The 17,994-nt window shown below is 69.8% G+C and carries 19 protein-coding genes; 13 read left to right on the forward strand and 6 right to left on the reverse strand.

Annotated elements, in window-relative coordinates; translation table 11 throughout:
* Positions 1-10 precede the first annotated feature (10 nt).
* The 3 genes from iolD to FFK22_RS00660 all read left to right on the forward strand — a co-directional run bounded on the left by iolD (position 11) and on the right by FFK22_RS00660 (position 3,300).
* Positions 11-1,864 (forward strand): 3D-(3,5/4)-trihydroxycyclohexane-1,2-dione acylhydrolase (decyclizing), encoded by a 1,854-nt coding sequence (iolD, locus tag FFK22_RS00650; RefSeq protein WP_138887642.1) that lies wholly within the window; start codon positions 11-13, stop codon positions 1,862-1,864.
* 34 nt (positions 1,865-1,898) lie between these two features.
* Entirely contained in the window at positions 1,899-2,795 is an 897-nt protein-coding gene (gene iolE, locus FFK22_RS00655) for a myo-inosose-2 dehydratase (protein WP_138887641.1), read from the forward strand.
* Positions 2,796-2,895: 100 nt separating this feature from the next.
* Complete coding sequence (locus FFK22_RS00660) at positions 2,896-3,300, forward strand: DoxX family protein (RefSeq protein ID WP_138887640.1); 405 nt, start codon at positions 2,896-2,898, stop codon at positions 3,298-3,300.
* A 57-nt stretch (positions 3,301-3,357) separates the two neighbouring features.
* On the opposite strand, the gene FFK22_RS00665 is transcribed toward FFK22_RS00660, so the two are convergent.
* The 3 genes from FFK22_RS00665 to mutM all read right to left on the reverse strand — a co-directional run bounded on the left by FFK22_RS00665 (position 3,358) and on the right by mutM (position 7,720).
* Positions 3,358-5,862, reverse strand: a complete 2,505-nt coding sequence (locus tag FFK22_RS00665; protein ID WP_138887639.1) for a calcium-binding protein — start codon at positions 5,860-5,862, stop codon at positions 3,358-3,360.
* Between the two features lie 210 nt (positions 5,863-6,072).
* A complete protein-coding gene (locus FFK22_RS00670) occupies positions 6,073-6,852 on the reverse strand; it encodes an enoyl-CoA hydratase (RefSeq protein WP_138887638.1) in 780 nt (259 codons plus the stop codon).
* A 37-nt stretch (positions 6,853-6,889) separates the two neighbouring features.
* Complete coding sequence (mutM, locus tag FFK22_RS00675; protein WP_138887637.1) at positions 6,890-7,720, reverse strand: bifunctional DNA-formamidopyrimidine glycosylase/DNA-(apurinic or apyrimidinic site) lyase; 831 nt, start codon at positions 7,718-7,720, stop codon at positions 6,890-6,892.
* Between the two features lie 47 nt (positions 7,721-7,767).
* Here mutM and FFK22_RS00680 point away from each other — a divergent pair, with 47 nt between their 5' ends.
* The 7 genes from FFK22_RS00680 (at position 7,768) to cysK (ending at position 12,560) form a co-directional block, all read left to right on the forward strand.
* Positions 7,768-8,544 carry a class I SAM-dependent methyltransferase gene (locus FFK22_RS00680; protein WP_138887636.1) on the forward strand — a complete coding sequence of 259 codons (777 nt, stop codon included), beginning with the start codon at positions 7,768-7,770 and terminating at the stop codon, positions 8,542-8,544.
* 93 nt (positions 8,545-8,637) lie between these two features.
* A complete protein-coding gene (locus FFK22_RS00685) occupies positions 8,638-8,883 on the forward strand; it encodes a type II toxin-antitoxin system CcdA family antitoxin (RefSeq protein WP_138887635.1) in 246 nt (81 codons plus the stop codon).
* Positions 8,884-8,891: 8 nt separating this feature from the next.
* Complete coding sequence (locus FFK22_RS00690; RefSeq protein WP_138887634.1) at positions 8,892-9,209, forward strand: CcdB family protein; 318 nt, start codon at positions 8,892-8,894, stop codon at positions 9,207-9,209.
* A gap of 126 nt (positions 9,210-9,335) precedes the next feature.
* Entirely contained in the window at positions 9,336-10,565 is a 1,230-nt protein-coding gene (coaBC, locus tag FFK22_RS00695) for a bifunctional phosphopantothenoylcysteine decarboxylase/phosphopantothenate--cysteine ligase CoaBC (RefSeq protein ID WP_221938283.1), read from the forward strand.
* A gap of 10 nt (positions 10,566-10,575) precedes the next feature.
* Positions 10,576-11,034: a dUTP diphosphatase gene (gene dut, locus FFK22_RS00700; protein ID WP_138887633.1), complete on the forward strand. Its 459-nt coding sequence runs from the start codon at positions 10,576-10,578 to the stop codon at positions 11,032-11,034.
* Positions 11,035-11,037: 3 nt separating this feature from the next.
* On the forward strand, positions 11,038-11,496 hold the full coding sequence (locus FFK22_RS00705) for an Rrf2 family transcriptional regulator (protein ID WP_138887632.1): 459 nt from the start codon (positions 11,038-11,040) through the stop codon (positions 11,494-11,496).
* Positions 11,497-11,585: 89 nt separating this feature from the next.
* On the forward strand, positions 11,586-12,560 hold the full coding sequence (gene cysK / locus FFK22_RS00710) for a cysteine synthase A (RefSeq protein WP_138887631.1): 975 nt from the start codon (positions 11,586-11,588) through the stop codon (positions 12,558-12,560).
* A 50-nt stretch (positions 12,561-12,610) separates the two neighbouring features.
* Here the strand turns inward: cysK and FFK22_RS00715 are convergent, their stop codons facing one another.
* Complete coding sequence (locus FFK22_RS00715; RefSeq protein WP_138887630.1) at positions 12,611-14,203, reverse strand: ABC-F family ATP-binding cassette domain-containing protein; 1,593 nt, start codon at positions 14,201-14,203, stop codon at positions 12,611-12,613.
* 167 nt (positions 14,204-14,370) lie between these two features.
* Here FFK22_RS00715 and FFK22_RS00720 point away from each other — a divergent pair, with 167 nt between their 5' ends.
* Both FFK22_RS00720 and FFK22_RS00725 read left to right on the forward strand, forming a co-directional pair.
* Positions 14,371-14,724 (forward strand): MmcQ/YjbR family DNA-binding protein, encoded by a 354-nt coding sequence (locus FFK22_RS00720; protein WP_138887629.1) that lies wholly within the window; start codon positions 14,371-14,373, stop codon positions 14,722-14,724.
* 25 nt (positions 14,725-14,749) lie between these two features.
* A complete protein-coding gene (locus tag FFK22_RS00725; protein WP_138887628.1) occupies positions 14,750-15,853 on the forward strand; it encodes a P1 family peptidase in 1,104 nt (367 codons plus the stop codon).
* Between the two features lie 21 nt (positions 15,854-15,874).
* Here the strand turns inward: FFK22_RS00725 and FFK22_RS00730 are convergent, their stop codons facing one another.
* Both FFK22_RS00730 and FFK22_RS00735 read right to left on the reverse strand, forming a co-directional pair.
* Positions 15,875-16,993, reverse strand: coding sequence for a site-specific DNA-methyltransferase (locus FFK22_RS00730; RefSeq protein ID WP_138887627.1), 1,119 nt, complete (start codon positions 16,991-16,993; stop codon positions 15,875-15,877).
* A 48-nt stretch (positions 16,994-17,041) separates the two neighbouring features.
* On the reverse strand, positions 17,042-17,662 hold the full coding sequence (locus tag FFK22_RS00735) for a ribonuclease HII (protein WP_138887626.1): 621 nt from the start codon (positions 17,660-17,662) through the stop codon (positions 17,042-17,044).
* Positions 17,663-17,785: 123 nt separating this feature from the next.
* Between FFK22_RS00735 and FFK22_RS00740 the strand changes: the two genes are divergently transcribed.
* A complete protein-coding gene (locus tag FFK22_RS00740) occupies positions 17,786-17,992 on the forward strand; it encodes a hypothetical protein (RefSeq protein ID WP_138887625.1) in 207 nt (68 codons plus the stop codon).
* Positions 17,993-17,994 lie beyond the last annotated feature (2 nt).

The following is a 17,994-nucleotide window of genomic DNA, read 5'->3' on the forward strand; positions in this document are numbered from 1 at the left end:
AGCGATAGGGATGGGAACCGTGCGTTTGACCATGGCGCAGGCCCTGGTGCGCCACCTCGCCGCGCAGTGGATCGAGGCGGAGGACGGCAGCCGCGAGCGGCTGTTCGCCGGCTGCTGGGCGATCTTCGGCCACGGCAACGTCGCCGGCATGGGCGAGGCGCTGTACGCCCATCACGAGCAGCTGCCGACGCTGCGGGCGCACAATGAGCAGGCGATGGCCCTGTCCGCGGTCGCCTACGCCAAGGCCAAGTTCCGGCGCCGGATGATGGCGGTGACCACCTCGATCGGGCCGGGCGCCACCAACCTGGTGACGGCGGCGGCGCTGGCCCATGTCGACCGGCTGCCGGTGCTGCTGCTGCCGGGCGACGTCTATGCCAGCCGGCGGCCCGACCCGGTGCTGCAGCAGGTCGAGGATTTCGGCGACGGTACGGTCAGCGCCAATGACTGCTTCCGCCCGGTGTCGCGCTATTTCGACCGGATCACCCGGCCGGAGCAGATCCTGACCGCCCTGCCCCGCGCCCTGGCCGTCCTGACCGACCCGGCCGAATGCGGGCCGGTGACCCTGGCCCTGTGCCAGGACGTGCAGGCCGAGGCCTATGACTTCCCCGCCTGGTTCTTCGAGGACCAGATCCACCGCATCCGCCGCCCCGGCCCGGACGAGGCCGAGCTGGCCCAGGCCGTCGCGGCGCTGAAGCGGGCCGAGCGGCCGCTGGTGATCGCCGGCGGCGGCGTGCTCTATTCCGGCGCGGAGAAAGCCTTGGCCGGCTTCGCCGAGCGCCACGGCCTGCCGGTGGCGGAGACCCAGGCCGGCAAGGGCAGCCTGGCCTGGAACCATCCGGCCAATGCCGGCTCGATCGGCGTCACCGGCTCGAGCGCCGCCAATGCCCTGGCCGTCGATGCCGATGTGGTGCTGGCGGTCGGCACCCGGCTGCCGGATTTCACCACCGGCTCCCGCGCCCTGTTCCGGGCGCCGGGGCGGACACTGATCCAGCTCAACGCCGCCGTGTTCGACGCCGGCAAGCACGGCGCCCTGCCGCTGGTCGCCGATGCGCGGCGCGGCCTCGACGAACTGTCGGAGGCCTTGGGCTCCTGGACCGCGCCGAAGGCCCAGTCCGACCGGACGAAGGGGCTGATCGCGGAATGGACCGCCTCGGTCGACCGCGCCACCGCCGCCAGCAACGCGCCCCTGCCCTCCGACGCCCAGGTGCTGGGCGCGGTCAATCGCGCTGCCGGGCGCGGCGCGGTCGTGGTCTGCGCGGCCGGCGGCCTGCCGGGCGAGCTGCACAAGCTGTGGCGCACCGACGCGCCGGGCGGCTACCACCTGGAATACGGCTATTCCTGCATGGGCTACGAGATCGCCGGCGGGCTCGGGGTCAAGCTGGCCCAGCCGGACCGCGAGGTCTATGTGCTGGTCGGCGACGGCAGCTACATGATGATGAACTCCGAGATCGCGACCGCGGTGCAGCAGGGCGTCAAGCTGACCATCGTCGTGCTCGACAACCGCGGCTTCGGCTGCATCAACCGGCTGCAGAACGCGACCGGCGGCGCCTCCTTCAACAATCTGTTCCGCGACATCGCGGGTGCCCAGCCGATCGACTTCGCCGCCCATGCCGCCAGCATGGGCGCGGCGTCGGAGAAGGTGGCCGGCGTCGCCGAGCTGGAGGGCGCGCTGCTGCGGGCCAAGGCGACCGACCAGACCAGCGTCATCGTCATCGACACCGACCCGGTGGTGACGACCGAGGCCGGCGGCGCCTGGTGGGACGTGGCCGTCCCCGAGGTCTCCGACCGCGACCCGGTGCGCCTGGCCCGTGCCGGCTACGAGCAGCAGCTGGCCGGCCATCCCGTCACCGGGCGCTCCGCCTGATCCATCCACCAACCGACCGCACGAGACCGCCGCGATGACCGTCACCCTCGGCACCAACCCGATCGCCTGGAGCAACGACGACCTGCCGGAGCTGGGCGGCGAGACGCCGCTCGAGACCTGCCTGTTCGAGGCGCGCGAGGCCGGCTTCACCGGCATCGAGCTGGGCAACAAGTTCCCGCGCCAGGCCGACGCCCTGCGGCCGATCCTGGAGGCGCACCGCCTGTCCCTGATCTCCGGCTGGTACAGCGCCAACCTGCTCGACCGCTCGGTCGAGGAGGAGATCGCGGCGATGGAGCCGCATCTGACCCTGCTCGCCGCGCTCGGCTGCAAGGTCATGGTCTTCTGCGACACCTCTGGCGCAGTGCATGGCGACCGCGGCACGCCGCTGTCGCAGCGCCCGACCCTGCCGGAGGACGCCTGGCCGGAATTCGGCCGCAAGCTGACGGCGATCGGCGACCATATGGCCAAGCGCGGCGTGCGGCTTGCCTATCACCACCATATGGGCACGCTGGTGCAGAGCGAGGCCGAGGTCGACCTGCTGATGCAGCACACCGGCCTGTCGGTCGGGCTGCTGCTCGATTCCGGCCACATGACCGTGGCCGGTGGCGACCCGGCGGCGCTGGCCCGGCGCTATGCCAGCCGGATCAACCACGTCCACGCCAAGGATGTGCGCCGCGAGGTCCTGCAGAAGGTTCTGGACGAGGATTGGAGCTTCCTCGACGGCGTCATCGGCGGGCTGTTCACCGTGCCGGGCGACGGCATGATCGACTTCCCGCGGATCTTCGACGCGCTGCCGAAGAGCTACACCGGCTGGATGGTGGTGGAGGCCGAGCAGGACCCGGCCAAGGCGCATCCGCTGACCTATGCCCGGCTGGGCTACCGCAACCTGTGGAAGCGCGCAACCGGCGCCGGCTTCGAAGTGAAGAGCTGACGGCCGGATCGGTCAACACACTGTTTATGCAGATTTCCCCATCCGGGCGAAGCGGTTGATGTCATAGTACAGCATCGAATCAACTCACCCGGATGGTGAAATGTCGGCCTTCTCTTCCTTCTTCGCATTCTTCGCCCGCATCTTCCTCGCCGTCATGTTCGTCGTCTCCGGCTGGGCCAAGCTGACCGACTTCGGGGGCACCGTCGGCTACGTCGCTTCCAACGGGCTACCGGTGCCGCAGCTCTTCGCCGCGCTGACCATCCTGGTCGAGCTCGGCGGCGGCATCCTGCTGATCCTCGGCCTGTTCTCGCGCTTGGCCGCCTTCATCATGGCCGGTTTCACTCTGCTGACCATCGTCATCGTCCATCATTTCTGGACCATGGCCGATGCCGAGATGCAGTTGAACCAGCTGATGGCGATGAAGAACCTGGCCATCGCCGGCGGCCTGCTGATGGTCACCGCCTTCGGCCCCGGCGCCTGGGCGATCGGGCCGGGCCGCGACTGAGGCGCAGCCAATCGGGTATCTTGAAGAACGGCGGGCCTCACAGCCCGCCGTTCTCGTTTACAGAACGAAATCGCCGGACTGGAGCCCGATAGCGCCGGTCAGGACGATGTGGAAGTCGGAGGCGCCATCGCCGTTGAGGTCGCCGGCGATGGTGGTGGTGCCGCCGACCACGGAGTACCGGAGCTGGCCGGCAACGCCGGTGTAGAGGCTGCTGCCGATGAAGCTGAAGGCCTGGTCGCCAACCGCGCCGGTGTTGGCGTCGATCGCCGACAGGTCGATCCGGTCGCCCTGGGCATGGCTGAAATCGGTGATCCGGTCGGCATTCGCCCCGACCGCGCTGTGCGAGGCGGCGGTGAAGACGAAGCGGTCGGCGCCGCCGAGCCCGGTCATCGTGTCCTTTCCAGCCCAGCCGTTCAGGACGTTCCACAGGCTGTTGCCGGTGAGGGTGTCGGTGCCTGAGGAGCCGTTGACGTTCTCGATGTTCGCATAGGTGTCGCCGCCCGACCCGGTGCCGGTGTCCAGATTGACCGTCACGCCGGTGGCGCTGTCGTAATAGGAGACGAGGTCGGTGCCGGTGCCGCCGTCGAGCGCGTCCGCGCCGGCGCCGCCGCGGAGGATATCGTTGCCGCCGTAGCCGGCGAGCGCATTGGTGCCGGCATTGCCGGTCAGGCTGTCGGCGAACTGGCTGCCGTTGACGCTCTCGATCCCCGCATAGGTATCGCCGCCCGTCCCGGTTCCGGTGGCCAGGCTGACGGTCACGCCGGTGGTGTTGTCGAAATAGGAGACCGTGTCGATGCCGATGCCGCCATCGAGCGCGTCCGCGCCGGCACCACCGCGGAGGACGTCGTTGCCGCCATAGCCGGCCAGCGCGTTGGCGCCGGCATTGCCGGTCAGGCTGTCGGCGAACTGGCTGCCATTGACGTTCTCGATGCCGGTGTAGGTGTCGCCCTGCGCGGTGCCGCCCGTCCCGGCCCCGGCGGCCAGGTTGGCCGTCACGCCGGTGCTGCTGTCGAAATAGGAGGCAAGGTCGATGCCCGCGCCGCCGTCGAGCACGTCCGCGCCGGCACCGCCGCGAAGAAGGTCGTTGCCGGAGCCGCCGCTCAGCCGGTCGGCGCCGTCATAGCCGGTGAGTTCGTTGGCGGCCGACGATCCGGTCAGGATGTCGGCGAGATCGCTGCCGGCGACGCTCTCGACATCGGCGCCGATCACATCGCCTGCCGCGAACCCGCCCGACGCGGCCAGGGTCGCCAGGTTGACCGTCACCCCGGCATCGCTGCCGAGATAGACGACCTCGTCGACACCGGTGCCGCCGTTCAGATGATCGGCACCCGTCCAGCCCCAGAGCTGGTCGTCGCCCGCGCCGCCGTTGAGCGTGTCGTTCCCGTCCAGCCCGGTGAGCACGTCGTTGCCGCCGTTGCCGGAGAGCACATTGTCGGCGAGCGCCCCGATCACATTGTCGGCATAGGCCGTGCCCTGGACGTTTTCGACCGTGTTCTCGACCTGATCGCCCTGGGCCTCGCCGCCCGTGCCGGCGCCCCCGATCACGACCTGGACGCCGATGGTGCCGCCATACACCACCGTGTCGATGCCGGATCGCCCCTGCAACTGGTCCGCCCCGGCGCCGCCGTTGAGGACGTCGTCGCCGATCCCACCCCACAGCTCGTCGTCGCCGGCCCCGCCGGAGAGGCGGTCATTTCCATCGCCGCCGCTGATGTCGTTGGCGGCAGCCGATCCCGTCACCGTGTTGCCACCGCTGCCGCTGGCCTGCACATCCTCGATATCGACGCCGACGATGTCGCCTTCCGCGTCACCGCCATGGCCCGTGCCGCCGATGGTCACGGTCACGCCGACGTCCCCGTCGTAGATCAACCGGTCGATGCCGGCGCCGCCGCTGAGCCGGTCGGCGCCGGCATCGGCCCAGAGATTGTCGTCGCCATTGCCGCCGTTCACCACATCGGCTCCGGCGTCGCCATAGAGGTTGTCGGCACCGTCACCGCCCTCCACCCGGTCGTCGCCATCGCCGCCACGGAGGACGTCGTTGCCGGCCGCGCCGGAAAGCAGGTCGTTGCCGCCATAGCCGAAGAGCTCGTTGGCTCCGGCGGATCCGGTCAGGGTGTCGCCGAAGCCGGTGCTGCCGCTGATGTCCTCGATGTCGCTGCCGATCACGTCGCCCTGGGCATCGCCGCCGGAGGCGGCCAGCGTGGCCAGATTGACGCTCACCGCGGCGGAGCTGCTGGAGTAGTCGGCCCGATCGACCCCGGTTCCTCCGTTCAGGTGATCCGCCCCTGAATCGCCGGTCAGGATGTCGTCGTAACCGTCACCGTTCAACGTGTCGCTGCCGGCACCACCGATCAGGGTGTCCCAATAGGCCCCCCCATTCAGGACATCGTTTCCCACCCCTCCGTCCAACACGTCGGAGCCGTAGTCGTTGCCGTCGCCGTTCAGAATGTCGTCTCCGGCCTCGCCATAGAGCGTATCATTGCCGCCGTGGCCGTTTATCGTGTCGTTGTCCGCTGTCCCGTGCAGGGTGTCGGCGAACTGGCCCCCGTCTATCACCGCCATCAGGTCCCTCCTCAGTCGGAAAGGCGGCAAAGCCGATCAAGCAGCCCGTCGGCCACCGCCGCCCGAAGGTGCGAACGCCGCGGCTGTTCCCGACCGGCCGCCAGATGATCGCGTTCAGCATAGCGCCGCACAATCGGCGGCGCGTCCTCCGAACGGGGGATGGATGAGGGGAAAGCGGGTGCGGGCGGTGCCGGATCGGCGATGCCCGCGTCAGCGGTGCTTGAACGCCGGCGGGCGCTTCTCCGAGAAGGCGGCCATGCCTTCGCGGCGATCCTCGGTGGCGAAGGTGGCGTGGAACAGGCGCCGCTCGAACAGGATGCCCTCGGCCAGCGGCGTCTCGTCGGCGCGGTGCACCGCCTCCTTCGCCAGCATCGTGATCGGCAGCGAATAGCCGGCGACGGTCTCCGCCGCCTTCACCGCCTCGGCCAGCAGCTCGGCCGCCGGCACCACGCGGGCGACCAGCCCCGACCGCTCGGCCTCCGCCGCATCCATCATCCGCCCGGTCAGCACCAGGTCCATCGCCTTGGACCGCCCGATCAGCTTGGTCAGCCGCTGGGTGCCGCCGGAGCCGGGGATGGTGCCCAGCTTGATCTCCGGCTGGCCGAACTTCGCCGTGTCGGCGGCGATGATGAAGTCGCACATCATCGCGATCTCGCAGCCGCCGCCGAGTGCATAGCCGGCGACCGCGGCGATGATCGGCTTGCGCAGCTTGGTGATGCAGGTCCAGTTCTCGATCAGGTTGCCGCGATAGGCGGCGATGAAGTCCTTCGACGCCATCTCCTTGATGTCGGCGCCGGCGGCGAAGGCCTTCTCCGACCCGGTCAGGACCACGGCGCCGACGCTGTCATCCGCGTCGAAGGCCGCCAGGGCCTGGGCGAGATCCCGGAAGATCGCGTCGTTCAGGGCGTTCAGCGCCTGCGGCCGGTTCAGCGTGATCAGGCCGACCCGGCCCCGGGTCTCGACCAGGATGGTTTCGTAGCTCGCGGTCATGAAGCGGTCCTCCGCATCGGATTGATCGAACGCCCGGTCAGCGCTGGCAGACCGGGCAGAAGAAGGTGCTGCGGCCGGACTGGACCAGGCGCTGCACCGTGCCCCGGCACTTCGGCGTGCGGCATGGTTCGCTCTCGCGGTCATAGACCGACCAGGAATGCTGGAAATAGCCGAGCTCGCCATCGACCTGGACATAGTCGCGCAGGGACGACCCGCCGGCCTCGATGGCGCGCTGCAGCACCGCCTTGATCTCCGGCACCAGCCGCGCCGCCCGTACCCCGGCGACCGAGGCGGCGACCCGGCGAGGCGAGATGCGCGCCGCCCACAGCGCCTCGCAGACATAGATGTTGCCGAGGCCGGCGACCACGCGCTGGTCGAGCAGCGCCGCCTTGATCGGCGTGATCTTGCGGGCCAGCGCCTGGTCGAGATAAGCCGCGTCGAACTCGTCCGACAGCGGCTCCGGCCCCAGCGCCTCCAGCGACTTGTGGGCGTGCAGCGCGTTCTGGCTGACCAGGTCCATCATGCCGAAGCGGCGGGTGTCGTTGAAGGTGACGACCGACCCGGCCTCGGTCTCGAACACCACATGATCGTGCGGGCTGACGATCTCCGGCCGGCCCTGGCTGACCATCATCCGGCCCGACATGCCGAGATGGATCAAGAGCACCATGCCGTCGTCGAGATGGATCAGCAGGTATTTGGCGCGACGGTCCAGGCGCACGATGCGGCGGCCGGTCAGCCGCTCGGCCATGCGCTCGGGCAGCGGGAAGCGCAGGTCGGGGCGGCGCTGTTCGACGCGGGCCAGGCGCTGGCCTTCCAGGACGGGCACAAGGCCGCGGCGAACGGTCTCGACTTCGGGAAGCTCGGGCATGGCCGGCACACTGGCACGACCCGGCGCCGGACGCTATGGTCCCGGCCATGAGCGACGCGCCCCGCAATCCCGAGTCCCGCTGGTTCGGCGACACCGAAGTCGACCCGACGGAGAAGACCCACCGGGTCCACGACGTCTTCAGCAGCGTGGCCCAGCGCTACGACCTGATGAACGACCTGATGAGCGGCGGCGTCCACCGGCTGTGGAAGGCCCAGTTCATCGCGGCGATCCGGCCCCGCCCGGGCGAGACCCTGCTGGACGTGGCCGGCGGCACCGGCGACATCGCCTTCCGCTTCCTCGACCGCGCCGGCGTGGACAGCACAGGCCAGGGCGCCCGCGCCATCATCTGCGACCTGACCGAGGGCATGGTCGCGGTCGGGCGCGACCGGGCGATCGATCGCGGCCGGGTCGGCCCGATCCTGCACATGGTCGGCAACGCCGAATCGCTGCCGGTCGCCGACCGGTCGGTCGATGTCTACACCATCTCCTTCGGCCTCCGGAACGTGACCCGGATCGACGACGCGCTGCGCGAGGCGCGGCGGGTGCTGAAGCCGGGCGGGCGCTTCTTCTGCCTGGAGTTCAGCAAGATCGTGCTGCCGGGCCTGGACCGCGCCTACGACCTCTATTCCCGCGCCGTGATCCCGCGCCTGGGCAAGGCAGTGGCCAAGGACGAGGACAGCTACCGCTACCTGGTCGAGAGCATCCGCCGCTTCCCCGACCAACCGAGCCTGGCCGAGCGAATCGAGGCCGCGGGGCTGGAGCGGGTGCGCTGGACCAACCTGTCGGCCGGCATCGCGGCGATCCACACGGGCTGGCGGATCTGAGGGTTCGGATCGGACAATCCAGGCTGGATGATTGTATTAGCTCGGATTCGCGCATAGATTTTGGTCAGATATGCGCATCGATTGGATGACAACATGCTCACCCGCTATCGCGAAGATGCTCCGAAGAAGCCCGTCAACTGCAGCATGAACAGCGACCTCGTGGCCCGGGCGAAGGCCATGGGGATCAATGTGTCGGCTGCTGCCGAAGCCGGTCTCCTCACTGCCATCGAACAGGCCGAGCGCCGACGAATCCAAGAGGAGACCGATGCCTTGATGCGATTCTGGAATGAGCACGAGGCTCGATTCGGGTCGCCTGCCGACGAGTATTGCGAGATCTGAAGCCGCCGATGGCGCAGTTTGATGTGCATCGGAATCTCGGAACGACGAGGGCCGAATTCCCTTATTTGGTCGTGCTGCAGTCGAGTCTGTTCCAGGAATCTCGGCGGCGCGTGGTCATCCCGCTGACTCGGGCCACCTCCAGGCTTCCGCAAGCCGAGCGGTTGAATCCGGTGTTCGAGATTGAGGGCGAGGCCTTCTCCCTGATGACCTTGGCCACTCTCAGCCTTCCGAAAGATCGCCTGGGACCGCTGGTGACGAATCTCGCCGCCGAGAGCGACGCCATCATCGCCGCGGTCGACTGGATGATGAACCGAGGCTTTGGGTAGGATTTCACGGCCCCTGTCGCGCATTTCGTCGCAAGCGGTGATCGTAGGGCTTGCCGAATCCGGCTGAGCGCCCTAAAGAACATTCATGCGATGTAATTCGCTCTCCGCCGCCCCTGGGGACCTGCCGTGACGCTGACGCTGCGTGACCGCCGCATCCTGCTGGTCATCGCCGGCGGCATCGCCGCCTACAAGTCGCTGGACCTGATCCGGCGCCTGCGCGAGCGCGGCGCCCGGGTGCGCTGCATCCTGACCCAGGCGGCGACCGAGTTCGTCACCCCCCTCGCCGTCTCGGCCCTGACCGAGGACAAGGTCTATGGCGCGCTGTTCTCGCTGACCGACGAATCGGAGATGGGCCACATCCGGCTGTCGCGCGACGCCGACCTGCTGGTGGTGGCCCCGGCCACCGCCAATATCCTGGCGCGCATGGCCGCCGGCCTGGCCGACGATTTGGCCACCACCGCCCTGCTCGCCACCGACAAGCCGGTGCTGGTGGCGCCGGCAATGAATGTCCGCATGTGGGACCATCCGGCGACCCGCGACAACCTGGTGCTGCTGCAGCGCCGCGGCGTGCGCGTGGTCGGCCCGAACCCGGGCGAGATGGCCTGCGGCGAATACGGCCCCGGCCGCATGTCCGAGCCGCTGGAGGTCGTCGCCGCCGTCGAGGCCTATTTCGCCGAATTCGACCGCTTCGGCACCGGGGGGACGCTGCAGGACCGCCACGTCATCGTCACCAGCGGCCCGACCCACGAGCCGATCGACCCGGTGCGCTACATCGCCAACCGCTCCTCCGGCAAGCAGGGCCACGCCATCGCCGCGGCGCTGCGCCAGGCCGGGGCTCGGGTGACGCTGGTGACCGGCCCGACCCACGAGCCGGCGCCGCACGGCGTCGCATTGGTGCCGATCGAGACGGCCGACGAGATGCTGGCCGCCTGCCGCGCTGCCCTGCCCGCCGATGCCGCGGTCTGCGCCGCCGCCGTGGCCGATTGGCGCGTCGCCGCGCCCTCAGGCCGGAAGATCAAAAAGGGCGCCGGCGGGCCACCGGCCCTGGCCCTGGCCGAGAACCCCGACATCCTGGCGACGCTGAGCGCCTCCGGCCCCGACCGGCCGGCGCTGGTGGTCGGCTTCGCTGCCGAGACCGAGGACGTGATCGCCCATGCCCAGGCCAAGCGCGCCCGCAAGGGCTGCGACTGGATTCTGGCCAACGACGTGTCGCCCGGCACACAGGCCTTCGGCGGCGATTCGAACATCCTGCACCTGATCACCGCCGAGGGCGCCCAGACCTGGCCGCGGCTGAGCAAAGCCGATATCGGCACCCGCCTGGCCGGGGCGATCGCCCGCCACTTCGAGAAGGCCTGAGCCCATTCCGATGACCGAAGCCGTCTCCATCGCCGTCACCCGCCTGCCACACGGCACCGACCTGCCCCTGCCCGCCGCCGCCACCGCGCAATCGGCCGGGCTGGACCTGCTCGCGGCCGTGGCGGAGCCGGTGACGGTGGCGCCCGGGCGCCGGGTGCTGATCCCGACCGGCATCGCCATCGCCCTGCCGAACGGCTGGGAGGCGCAGGTGCGTCCGCGCTCCGGCCTCGCCCTCAAGCACGGCATCACCATCGTCAACGCGCCCGGCACGATCGATTCCGATTACCGCGGCGAGATCGGGGTGGTGCTGATCAACCATGGCGACGAGCCGGTCGCCATCACCCGCGGCATGCGCATCGCCCAGATGATCGTGGCCCGCCACGCGACCGTCGCCTGGGACGAGCGGCCGAATCTCGACACCACCGTCCGCGGTACGGGCGGCTATGGATCCACCGGAACGGGAGCCTAAGGGATGTTCCGACTGCCGAAGAAGATGCTGTTCGCGATCGAGGCGGTTCTCGACATCGCCTACAACGCGGTCGACACGCCGGTGCAGAGTGCCGAGATCACCAAGCGACAGGGCATCCCCCGCCGGTATCTGGAGCAGGTGTTGCAGCAGCTGGTCCGGGTCGACATCCTGACCGGGGTGCGCGGGCCGCGCGGCGGCTACCGCCTGGCGCGGGAGCGCCGGCGCATCACCGTCGGCGAGATCGTGCGCGCGATCCGGTCGCTGGAAACCGCCGCAGACGAGGAGGAGGCCCTGCCGCCCGGATCCCGGCTGGGCCAGGAGATCGTCCGCCCGCTTTGGGCGGAGCTGCAGGAAGAGGCGATCAAGAAGCTCGACGCCCTGACCATCGAGGATCTGTCGAACCAGGCGCGTGAAAGGGGCATCCCGCGTGAGCGGGCCGCCCCGGTCGACTTCTCGATCTAGCCGGCCGGCGCGGATCCGAGCGGCTGGCCTTCCCCAGGGTCGGCGCGTATAAATGTTGAACAACCAAATTAACGCCCCTGGAGAGTAATATGTCCTCTTCCACCGCCGGGAAGACCGAGTTCCGAGGCAAGATCTACGACTCGATCCTCGACACCATCGGCGCGACCCCGCTGGTGCGGGTGAAGAAGCTGGCCGAGGCCCATGACGCCAGGGCGGACATCCTGGCCAAGCTGGAGTTCTACAACCCGCTGTCGAGCGTCAAGGACCGCATCGGCCTGGCGATGATCGAGGCGCTGGAGGCGTCGGGCAAGATCAAGCCGGGCGTCAGCACCCTGATCGAGCCGACCTCGGGCAACACCGGCATCGCGCTGGCCTTCGTCGCCGCGGCCAAGGGCTACCGCCTGATCCTGACCATGCCCGAGACCATGTCGGTCGAGCGGCGCAAGATGCTGAAGCTGCTGGGCGCCGAGCTGCACCTGACCGAAGGCCCGAAGGGCATGAAAGGCGCCATCGCCAAGGCCGAGGAGCTGGTTCAGAGCATCCCGAACGCGATCATCCCGCAGCAGTTCGAGAACCCGGCCAACCCGGAGGTGCACCGCCGGACCACGGCCGAGGAGATCTGGAACGACACCGACGGCGGCGTCGACATCCTGATCTCCGGCGTCGGCACCGGCGGCACCATCACCGGCGTGTCCGAGGTGATCAAGCAACGCAAGCCCAGCTTCAAGGCGATCGCGGTGGAGCCGGAGGACAGCCCGGTGCTGTCCGGCGGCAACCCGGGCCCGCACAAGATCCAGGGCATCGGCGCCGGCTTCGTGCCCGGCGTGCTGAACACCAAGATCATTGACGAGGTCGTGCGGATCTCGAACGAGCGCGCCTTCCAGGTCGCCCGCCAGGTCGCCAAGCTCGAGGGTCTGCCGGCCGGCATCTCCTCCGGCGCCGCCCTGGCCGCGGCGCTCGAGGTCGGCGCCCGCCCGGAGAACGAAGGCAAGAAGATCGTCGTGATCGTGCCCTCGATCGCCGAGCGCTACCTCTCGACCGCGCTGTTCGAAGGGCTGGATTAAGCTCCGCCTTCTCAGTGCGTGCGGGGGAAGCGGGCCTTCGGGCCCGCTTCTTATTTGTCCAGGGCGATGACCCGGCCGATGCCGACCGCGGCGAGGAAGTCGGGATCGTGGCTGGCCACCAGCAGGGCACCGTCATAGGCGGCGACTGCCCGCTCGATCGCCGCGATCGAGTCGAGGTCGAGATGGTTGGTCGGCTCGTCCAGGATCAGGAGCCGCGGCGGCCGCGGTCCGCCCAGCACGCAGGCCAGCGCCGCCCGCAGCGTCTCGCCGCCGCTGAGGTCGCCGACCCGGCGCAGCGCCGCATCGGCCCGGAACAGGAAGCGCGCCAGCGCCGCCCGGCAGGCATTGTTGGTCGCATCCGGATGCATCGTCCGGAAGTTCTCCAGGATGGTGCGATCCGGCTGCAGCCCGCCGGCCCGTTGGTCGAGCATGGCGATGCCGCCGCCGAAGCGGCGGACCCGCCCCTCATCCGGCTCCGACTCTCCGGCTGCGAGGCGCAGCAGCGTCGACTTGCCGGCGCCGTTCGGCCCGGTCACCGCCACCCGCTCCGGCCCGGTCAGGGCGAAGGACAGGTCGCGCAGCACCGGCAGGGCCGCGCCCGGCGGCGACCAGGAGACATGCTCGAAGGCAAGCACCGAGGTGCCGGCGGCCAGCCCGGTCGAGGGCAGCGAGGCCGCCAGCGTCTCGGTCCGTTCGACCGCGGCCCGTGCCTCGGCCAGCGCCGTCTCGACCCCCTCCTCCCGGCGATCGCGCAAGCCGGTCTGGCGCGACTGGCTCTGCCCGGCCTTTTCCTTCTTGAAGTCCAGCAGGATCTTGGCCTGGCCGCCGCCGGCGCGCGATTTGCGGCCGCGGGAGTCGCTGCGGGCCTTGCGCTCAACCGCCGCCTGCCGCTCCCGCGCCAGCCGCGCCACCTCCTGCTCGGCCTGGGCCAGGTCGCGCCGTGCCGCCTCGGCATCCGCCTCGCGCCGGGCGCGATAGTCGTCCCAGTTGCCGCCATAGAAGCGGACGCCGAGGCCGGACAGCTCGACGATCCGGTCCATCCGACGCAGCACCCCGCGGTCGTGGCTGACCACCAGGGCGCCGCCGCGCCAGCTGTCCAGCAGGGCGCAGACGGCATCGCGGCCATCGGCATCGAGGTTGTTGGTCGGCTCGTCCAGCACCAGCATGTCCGGCGGGTCGACCAGCAGCCCGGCCAGGGCCAGGCGGGTGGCCTCGCCGCCGCTCAGCGTGCCGAGCGGCCGGCGCAGATCGAGATCGGCGGGCAGTCCGAGCCTGGGCAACGCCGCGGCCGCCCGCTCCTCCACCGTCCAGTCGGCGGCGGCGAGGTCCTCCTCGCTGCCCTCCCCCGCCAGCAGCCGGTCGAGCCTGGCCAGGGCCGGGGCGATGCCGAGCGCGTCGGCGGCGGTCATGCCGGGCACGACCCGGACGGCCTGGGGCAGCAGGCCGATGCGCCCCTGACGCAGGATCCGGCCGGATTGCGGCGGGATCTCGCCGAGCAACAGGCGCAGCAGCGTGGACTTGCCGACACCGTTGCGGCCGACGAGGCCGGTCCGCTCAGCCCCGAAGGCGAGCGTCAGATCCTCGAACAGCGGACGGTGGTCAGGGGTGTGGTGGGACAGCGACTCGGCAGCAAGGAGAGGCATGACGGCTCGACGAAGGCAGCTTGACGGGGCGGGTGAAGTGCCGGTCCGTGCTGCGATCCATCGAGGCCTCTACGGTGCTGTGAGGCCGGCAGCATAGCCGCAAACATTCTCCAGGCAAACCATCGTGCGGGCGCGCATCTTTCCCGCAGGGAGAAAGGAGGCCTGGGATGGCGGATGAGGAGACGGTCCGGCGGGCCGCGCTGGCCCTGCCGGAGGTCGCGGAGGAGGCGCATTGGGAGCGGCCGTCCTTTCGGGTCGGCGGCAGGATCTTTGCCGTGCTGCGCCCGGCGGAGCGTCGGGCGGTGCTGAAGCTGCCGCACGACCACCAGGAGATGCTGTTCGCGGCCCGTCCCGAAGCCTTTACCCCGGCACGCTGGGGCCGGCTGGTCTGGACCTTCGTCGCGCTGCCGCAGGTCGACGACGAGCAGGTCGAGGCGCTGGTGGCCGAAGCCTGGCGCGAGGTGGCGCCGAAGCGGCTGGTCCGGCTGACCGGCATGGACAGCCCGGCACCATCGCGCTAGCCCGGAAGGAACCGAGGAGCCGACCATGACGCAGAAGCCACGGGCCCGCGAGCTGGGCATTCCCTTCGATGGCGAGCCCGGCCCGCTCAATGCCATCACCGACATCGCGGGAGTCGAGGTCGGCACCGCCACCATCATCGCCGGCGACGGCAAGCTGGAGGTCGGGCGCGGGCCGGCCCGCACCGGCGTCACCGCCATCCTGCCGCGCGCCCGCGTCTTCGACCCGGTCTTCGCCGGCACCGCCGTGCTGAACGGCAATGGCGAGATGACCGGGACGATCTGGATCGAGGAATCCGGCTTCCTGGAAGGGCCGGTGATGATCACCAACAGCCACAGCGTCGGCACCGTGCGCGACGCCGTGATCGGGTGGCAGGGCCGGCGCGGCCTGGTGGCGCCGCTGTCCCATGACCTCTACTGGTGCCTGCCGGTGGTGGCCGAGACCTATGACGGGATGCTGAACGACATCAATGGCTTCCACGTCACGGCGCAGCACGCGGTCGAAGCGCTGGACGGCGCCCGGCCGGGCCCGGTGGCGGAGGGCAATGTCGGCGGCGGCACCGGCATGTCGCTGTTCGGATTCAAGGGCGGTACGGGCACCGCCTCGCGTCAGCTCCCACCTGAAGATGGCGGCCATACCGTCGGCGCGCTGGTGCAGGGCAATTTCGGCCGCCGCAAGAATCTGACGATCGCCGGCGTGCCGGTCGGGCGCGAGATCCCGGACCTGCTGCCCGACCTGGGCTCGGACCGCGACACCGGCTCGATCATCGTGGTGATCGCGACCGACGCGCCGCTGCTGCCGCACCAGTTGAAGCGCCTGGCCCGGCGGGCGCCGGTCGGCATCGCCCGCACCGGCGGCTATGGCGCCAATGGCAGCGGCGACATCTTCCTCGCCTTTTCAACGGCCAATCCCGGCGCCTTCAGCCGCAGGGACAGCCGGCTGGTGCAGGTGCTGCCGAACGACGCCATGGACGGTCTGATCGAGGCCGCCGCCCAGGCGACCGAGGAGGCGATCGTCAACGCCCTGATCGCGGCCGAGACCATGACCGGCCGCGACGGCAACACGCTGCATGCGATCCCGCATGACCGGTTGCGGGAGATCTTGAGGAAATACAACCGGTTGACGGAATGAGTTGAGGTGGCGCCGGCCGCCTCAATGCACTGCCATCTCGGCGCGGATCTTCTGGCGCAGCAGGTCGATCGGGGCCAGCCGATCGCGCTGCGCCTCGAAGTGCCAGAAGGTCCAGCCGTTGCAGGACGGCGCGCCCTGCAGCGCCGCGCCGACGCGATGGATCGACCCGGCATGGTCGCCCTCGCTGTTGCTGGCGATCAGCGTGCCGTCCGCCCGCACCTTGGCGACGTAGCGACGCTGGGTGTCGAACAGCCGGTCGCCCGGCTGCAGCATGCCGCGCTCCACCACCCAGCCGAAGGGCACGCGCGGCGCCTGGCGCTTCGACAAGGTGTCGAGCACGCTCGGGTCTGCCGGCGACTCGATCGCGGCGATGCGCTGGGCGGCGACACGGGCATAGACCTCTTCGCGCTCGAGGCCGATGAATCTGCGGCCCAGGCGCTTGGCCACCGCGCCGGTGGTGCCGCTGCCGAAGAACGGGTCGAGGATCGTCTCCCCCGCCCGGGTAGAAGACAGGAGGACGCGCCACAGCAGCGCCTCGGGCTTCTGCGTCGGATGCGCCTTGCGGCCGTCGATCTTCAGCCGCTCGCCGCCGCTGCAGATCGGCAGCGTCCAGTCGCTGCGCATCTGCAGTTCCTCGTTCAGCGCCTTCATGGCGTCGTAGTTGAAGGTGTAGCGGCTGTCGGGCGACTTGGCGGCCCAGATCAGCGTCTCATGGGCGTTGGTGAAGCGGGTGCCGCGGAAGTTCGGCATCGGGTTCGACTTGCGCCAGACGATGTCGTTCAGGATCCAGAAACCGAGATCCTGCAGGATGGCGCCGACCCGGAAGATGTTGTGATAGGTGCCGATCACCCACAGCGTGCCGTCGTCCTTCAGCGCGTGGCGCGCCGCGGCCAGCCAGTCGCGGGTGAAGCGGTCATAGGTGGCGAGGTCGCTGAACTTGTCCCACTCCGCATCGACGCCGTCGACCCGGCTCTCATCCGGCCGGCGCAGCTCGCCCCCCAACTGCAAATTGTAGGGCGGGTCGGCGAACACGCAATCGACCGAGCCGGCGGGCAGCGACCGCATCGCCGAGATGCAGTCGCCGAGGACGATCCGGCAGCCCGGCGGCAGGCGCTCGGTGATGATGGGTGATTCGCTCATAGGCCGACGATGATTCGCCGCGGAGTCGCCGTCAATCCCCCGTCTGAATCAGCCTCTTATGGCGAGTCGCTGCTGCACCGGGGCAAACGACCGGCGGTGATGTTCGCAGACCCCGATCCGGTCGAGCGCGGCGACATGCTCAGGTGTCCCGTAGCCGACGTTGCGTTCCCACCCATAGCCGGGATGATGGGTAGAGAGACGCAACATCTCGTGGTCACGCACAACTTTTGCCAGGATCGAGGCGGCCGCGATCGACAGCGACAGGGCGTCGCCGCCGACCACCGCCCGGCCGTCGCAGGACAGCCCGTCGGGCACCTTGTTGCCGTCGACCAGGGCGATGTCGGGACGCTCCGGCAAGGCGTCCAGCGCCCGCCGCATCGCCAGCATGCTGGCCTGAAGGATGTTGATTCGGTCGATCTCCTCGACCGAGGCCCAGCCGATGCCGACCTGCGCCACCGCCCGGATGCGCGGCACCAGCGCCTCGCGCCGCTGCGCCGTCAGCACCTTGCTGTCGTCTATAAGACCCGCGAGATCGGGATCGAGCGGCCGGACCAGCACCACCGCCGCGGCCAGCACCGGACCGGCCAGCGGACCGCGGCCGACCTCGTCCAGCCCGGCGACGCTCCGCACCGGCGCGCCGCACTCGATCTCGAGACTCCAATCCGGCATCCGCCCCTCCTGCCTCAGGGCATAGCGCCGGCGGGCGGAAGAGCCAAGCCCGTAGCGTCCTGCAGTCCCCGAATGTGGCTAGGCGGGCTGATCCGAAAGGTCGAGGCGCCGCTCGATCCGGTCATGGATGCGATCGAACCGGCCGCCGATCTCGGCGCGGAACTCTGCGCCGTCGCGCTCCAGATGTGCCAGATGCCGCTCGATCGCGGCGAGGCGGACGCGCTGCTCGCGCTGTTCCGACCGCATCTCCGCCACGTCGGCACGGACGGCGCGCAGAAGCTCCATGACGAGGTTTTCAGGTTCGGTCGTCATGCCATGAATCTGCGGTGAGC

Origin of the sequence: Mycobacterium sp. KBS0706, assembly GCF_005938675.2 — a bacterium.
In the GTDB taxonomy this organism is placed as follows: Bacteria; Pseudomonadota; Alphaproteobacteria; order DSM-16000; family Inquilinaceae; genus Inquilinus.

Bases quoted from the DNA above. Each gene is read 5' to 3' on its own strand.
- iolE (WP_138887641.1), top strand. From the start codon at position 1,899: ATGACCGTCACCCTCGGCACCAACCCGATCGCCTGGAGCAACGACGAC.
- dut (WP_138887633.1), top strand. From the start codon at position 10,576: ATGACCGAAGCCGTCTCCATCGCCGTCACCCGCCTGCCACACGGCACC.
- iolD (WP_138887642.1), top strand. From the start codon at position 11: ATGGGAACCGTGCGTTTGACCATGGCGCAGGCCCTGGTGCGCCACCTC.
- FFK22_RS00730 (WP_138887627.1), bottom strand. From the start codon at position 16,993: ATGAGCGAATCACCCATCATCACCGAGCGCCTGCCGCCGGGCTGCCGG.
- FFK22_RS00680 (WP_138887636.1), top strand. From the start codon at position 7,768: ATGAGCGACGCGCCCCGCAATCCCGAGTCCCGCTGGTTCGGCGACACC.
- FFK22_RS00670 (WP_138887638.1), bottom strand. From the start codon at position 6,852: ATGACCGCGAGCTACGAAACCATCCTGGTCGAGACCCGGGGCCGGGTC.
- FFK22_RS00705 (WP_138887632.1), top strand. From the start codon at position 11,038: ATGTTCCGACTGCCGAAGAAGATGCTGTTCGCGATCGAGGCGGTTCTC.
- FFK22_RS00685 (WP_138887635.1), top strand. From the start codon at position 8,638: ATGCTCACCCGCTATCGCGAAGATGCTCCGAAGAAGCCCGTCAACTGC.
- FFK22_RS00690 (WP_138887634.1), top strand. From the start codon at position 8,892: ATGGCGCAGTTTGATGTGCATCGGAATCTCGGAACGACGAGGGCCGAA.
- cysK (WP_138887631.1), top strand. From the start codon at position 11,586: ATGTCCTCTTCCACCGCCGGGAAGACCGAGTTCCGAGGCAAGATCTAC.
- FFK22_RS00665 (WP_138887639.1), bottom strand. From the start codon at position 5,862: ATGGCGGTGATAGACGGGGGCCAGTTCGCCGACACCCTGCACGGGACA.
- FFK22_RS00735 (WP_138887626.1), bottom strand. From the start codon at position 17,662: ATGCCGGATTGGAGTCTCGAGATCGAGTGCGGCGCGCCGGTGCGGAGC.
- FFK22_RS00740 (WP_138887625.1), top strand. From the start codon at position 17,786: ATGGATGCGATCGAACCGGCCGCCGATCTCGGCGCGGAACTCTGCGCC.
- FFK22_RS00725 (WP_138887628.1), top strand. From the start codon at position 14,750: ATGACGCAGAAGCCACGGGCCCGCGAGCTGGGCATTCCCTTCGATGGC.
- FFK22_RS00720 (WP_138887629.1), top strand. From the start codon at position 14,371: ATGGCGGATGAGGAGACGGTCCGGCGGGCCGCGCTGGCCCTGCCGGAG.
- FFK22_RS00715 (WP_138887630.1), bottom strand. From the start codon at position 14,203: ATGCCTCTCCTTGCTGCCGAGTCGCTGTCCCACCACACCCCTGACCAC.
- mutM (WP_138887637.1), bottom strand. From the start codon at position 7,720: ATGCCCGAGCTTCCCGAAGTCGAGACCGTTCGCCGCGGCCTTGTGCCC.
- FFK22_RS00660 (WP_138887640.1), top strand. From the start codon at position 2,896: ATGTCGGCCTTCTCTTCCTTCTTCGCATTCTTCGCCCGCATCTTCCTC.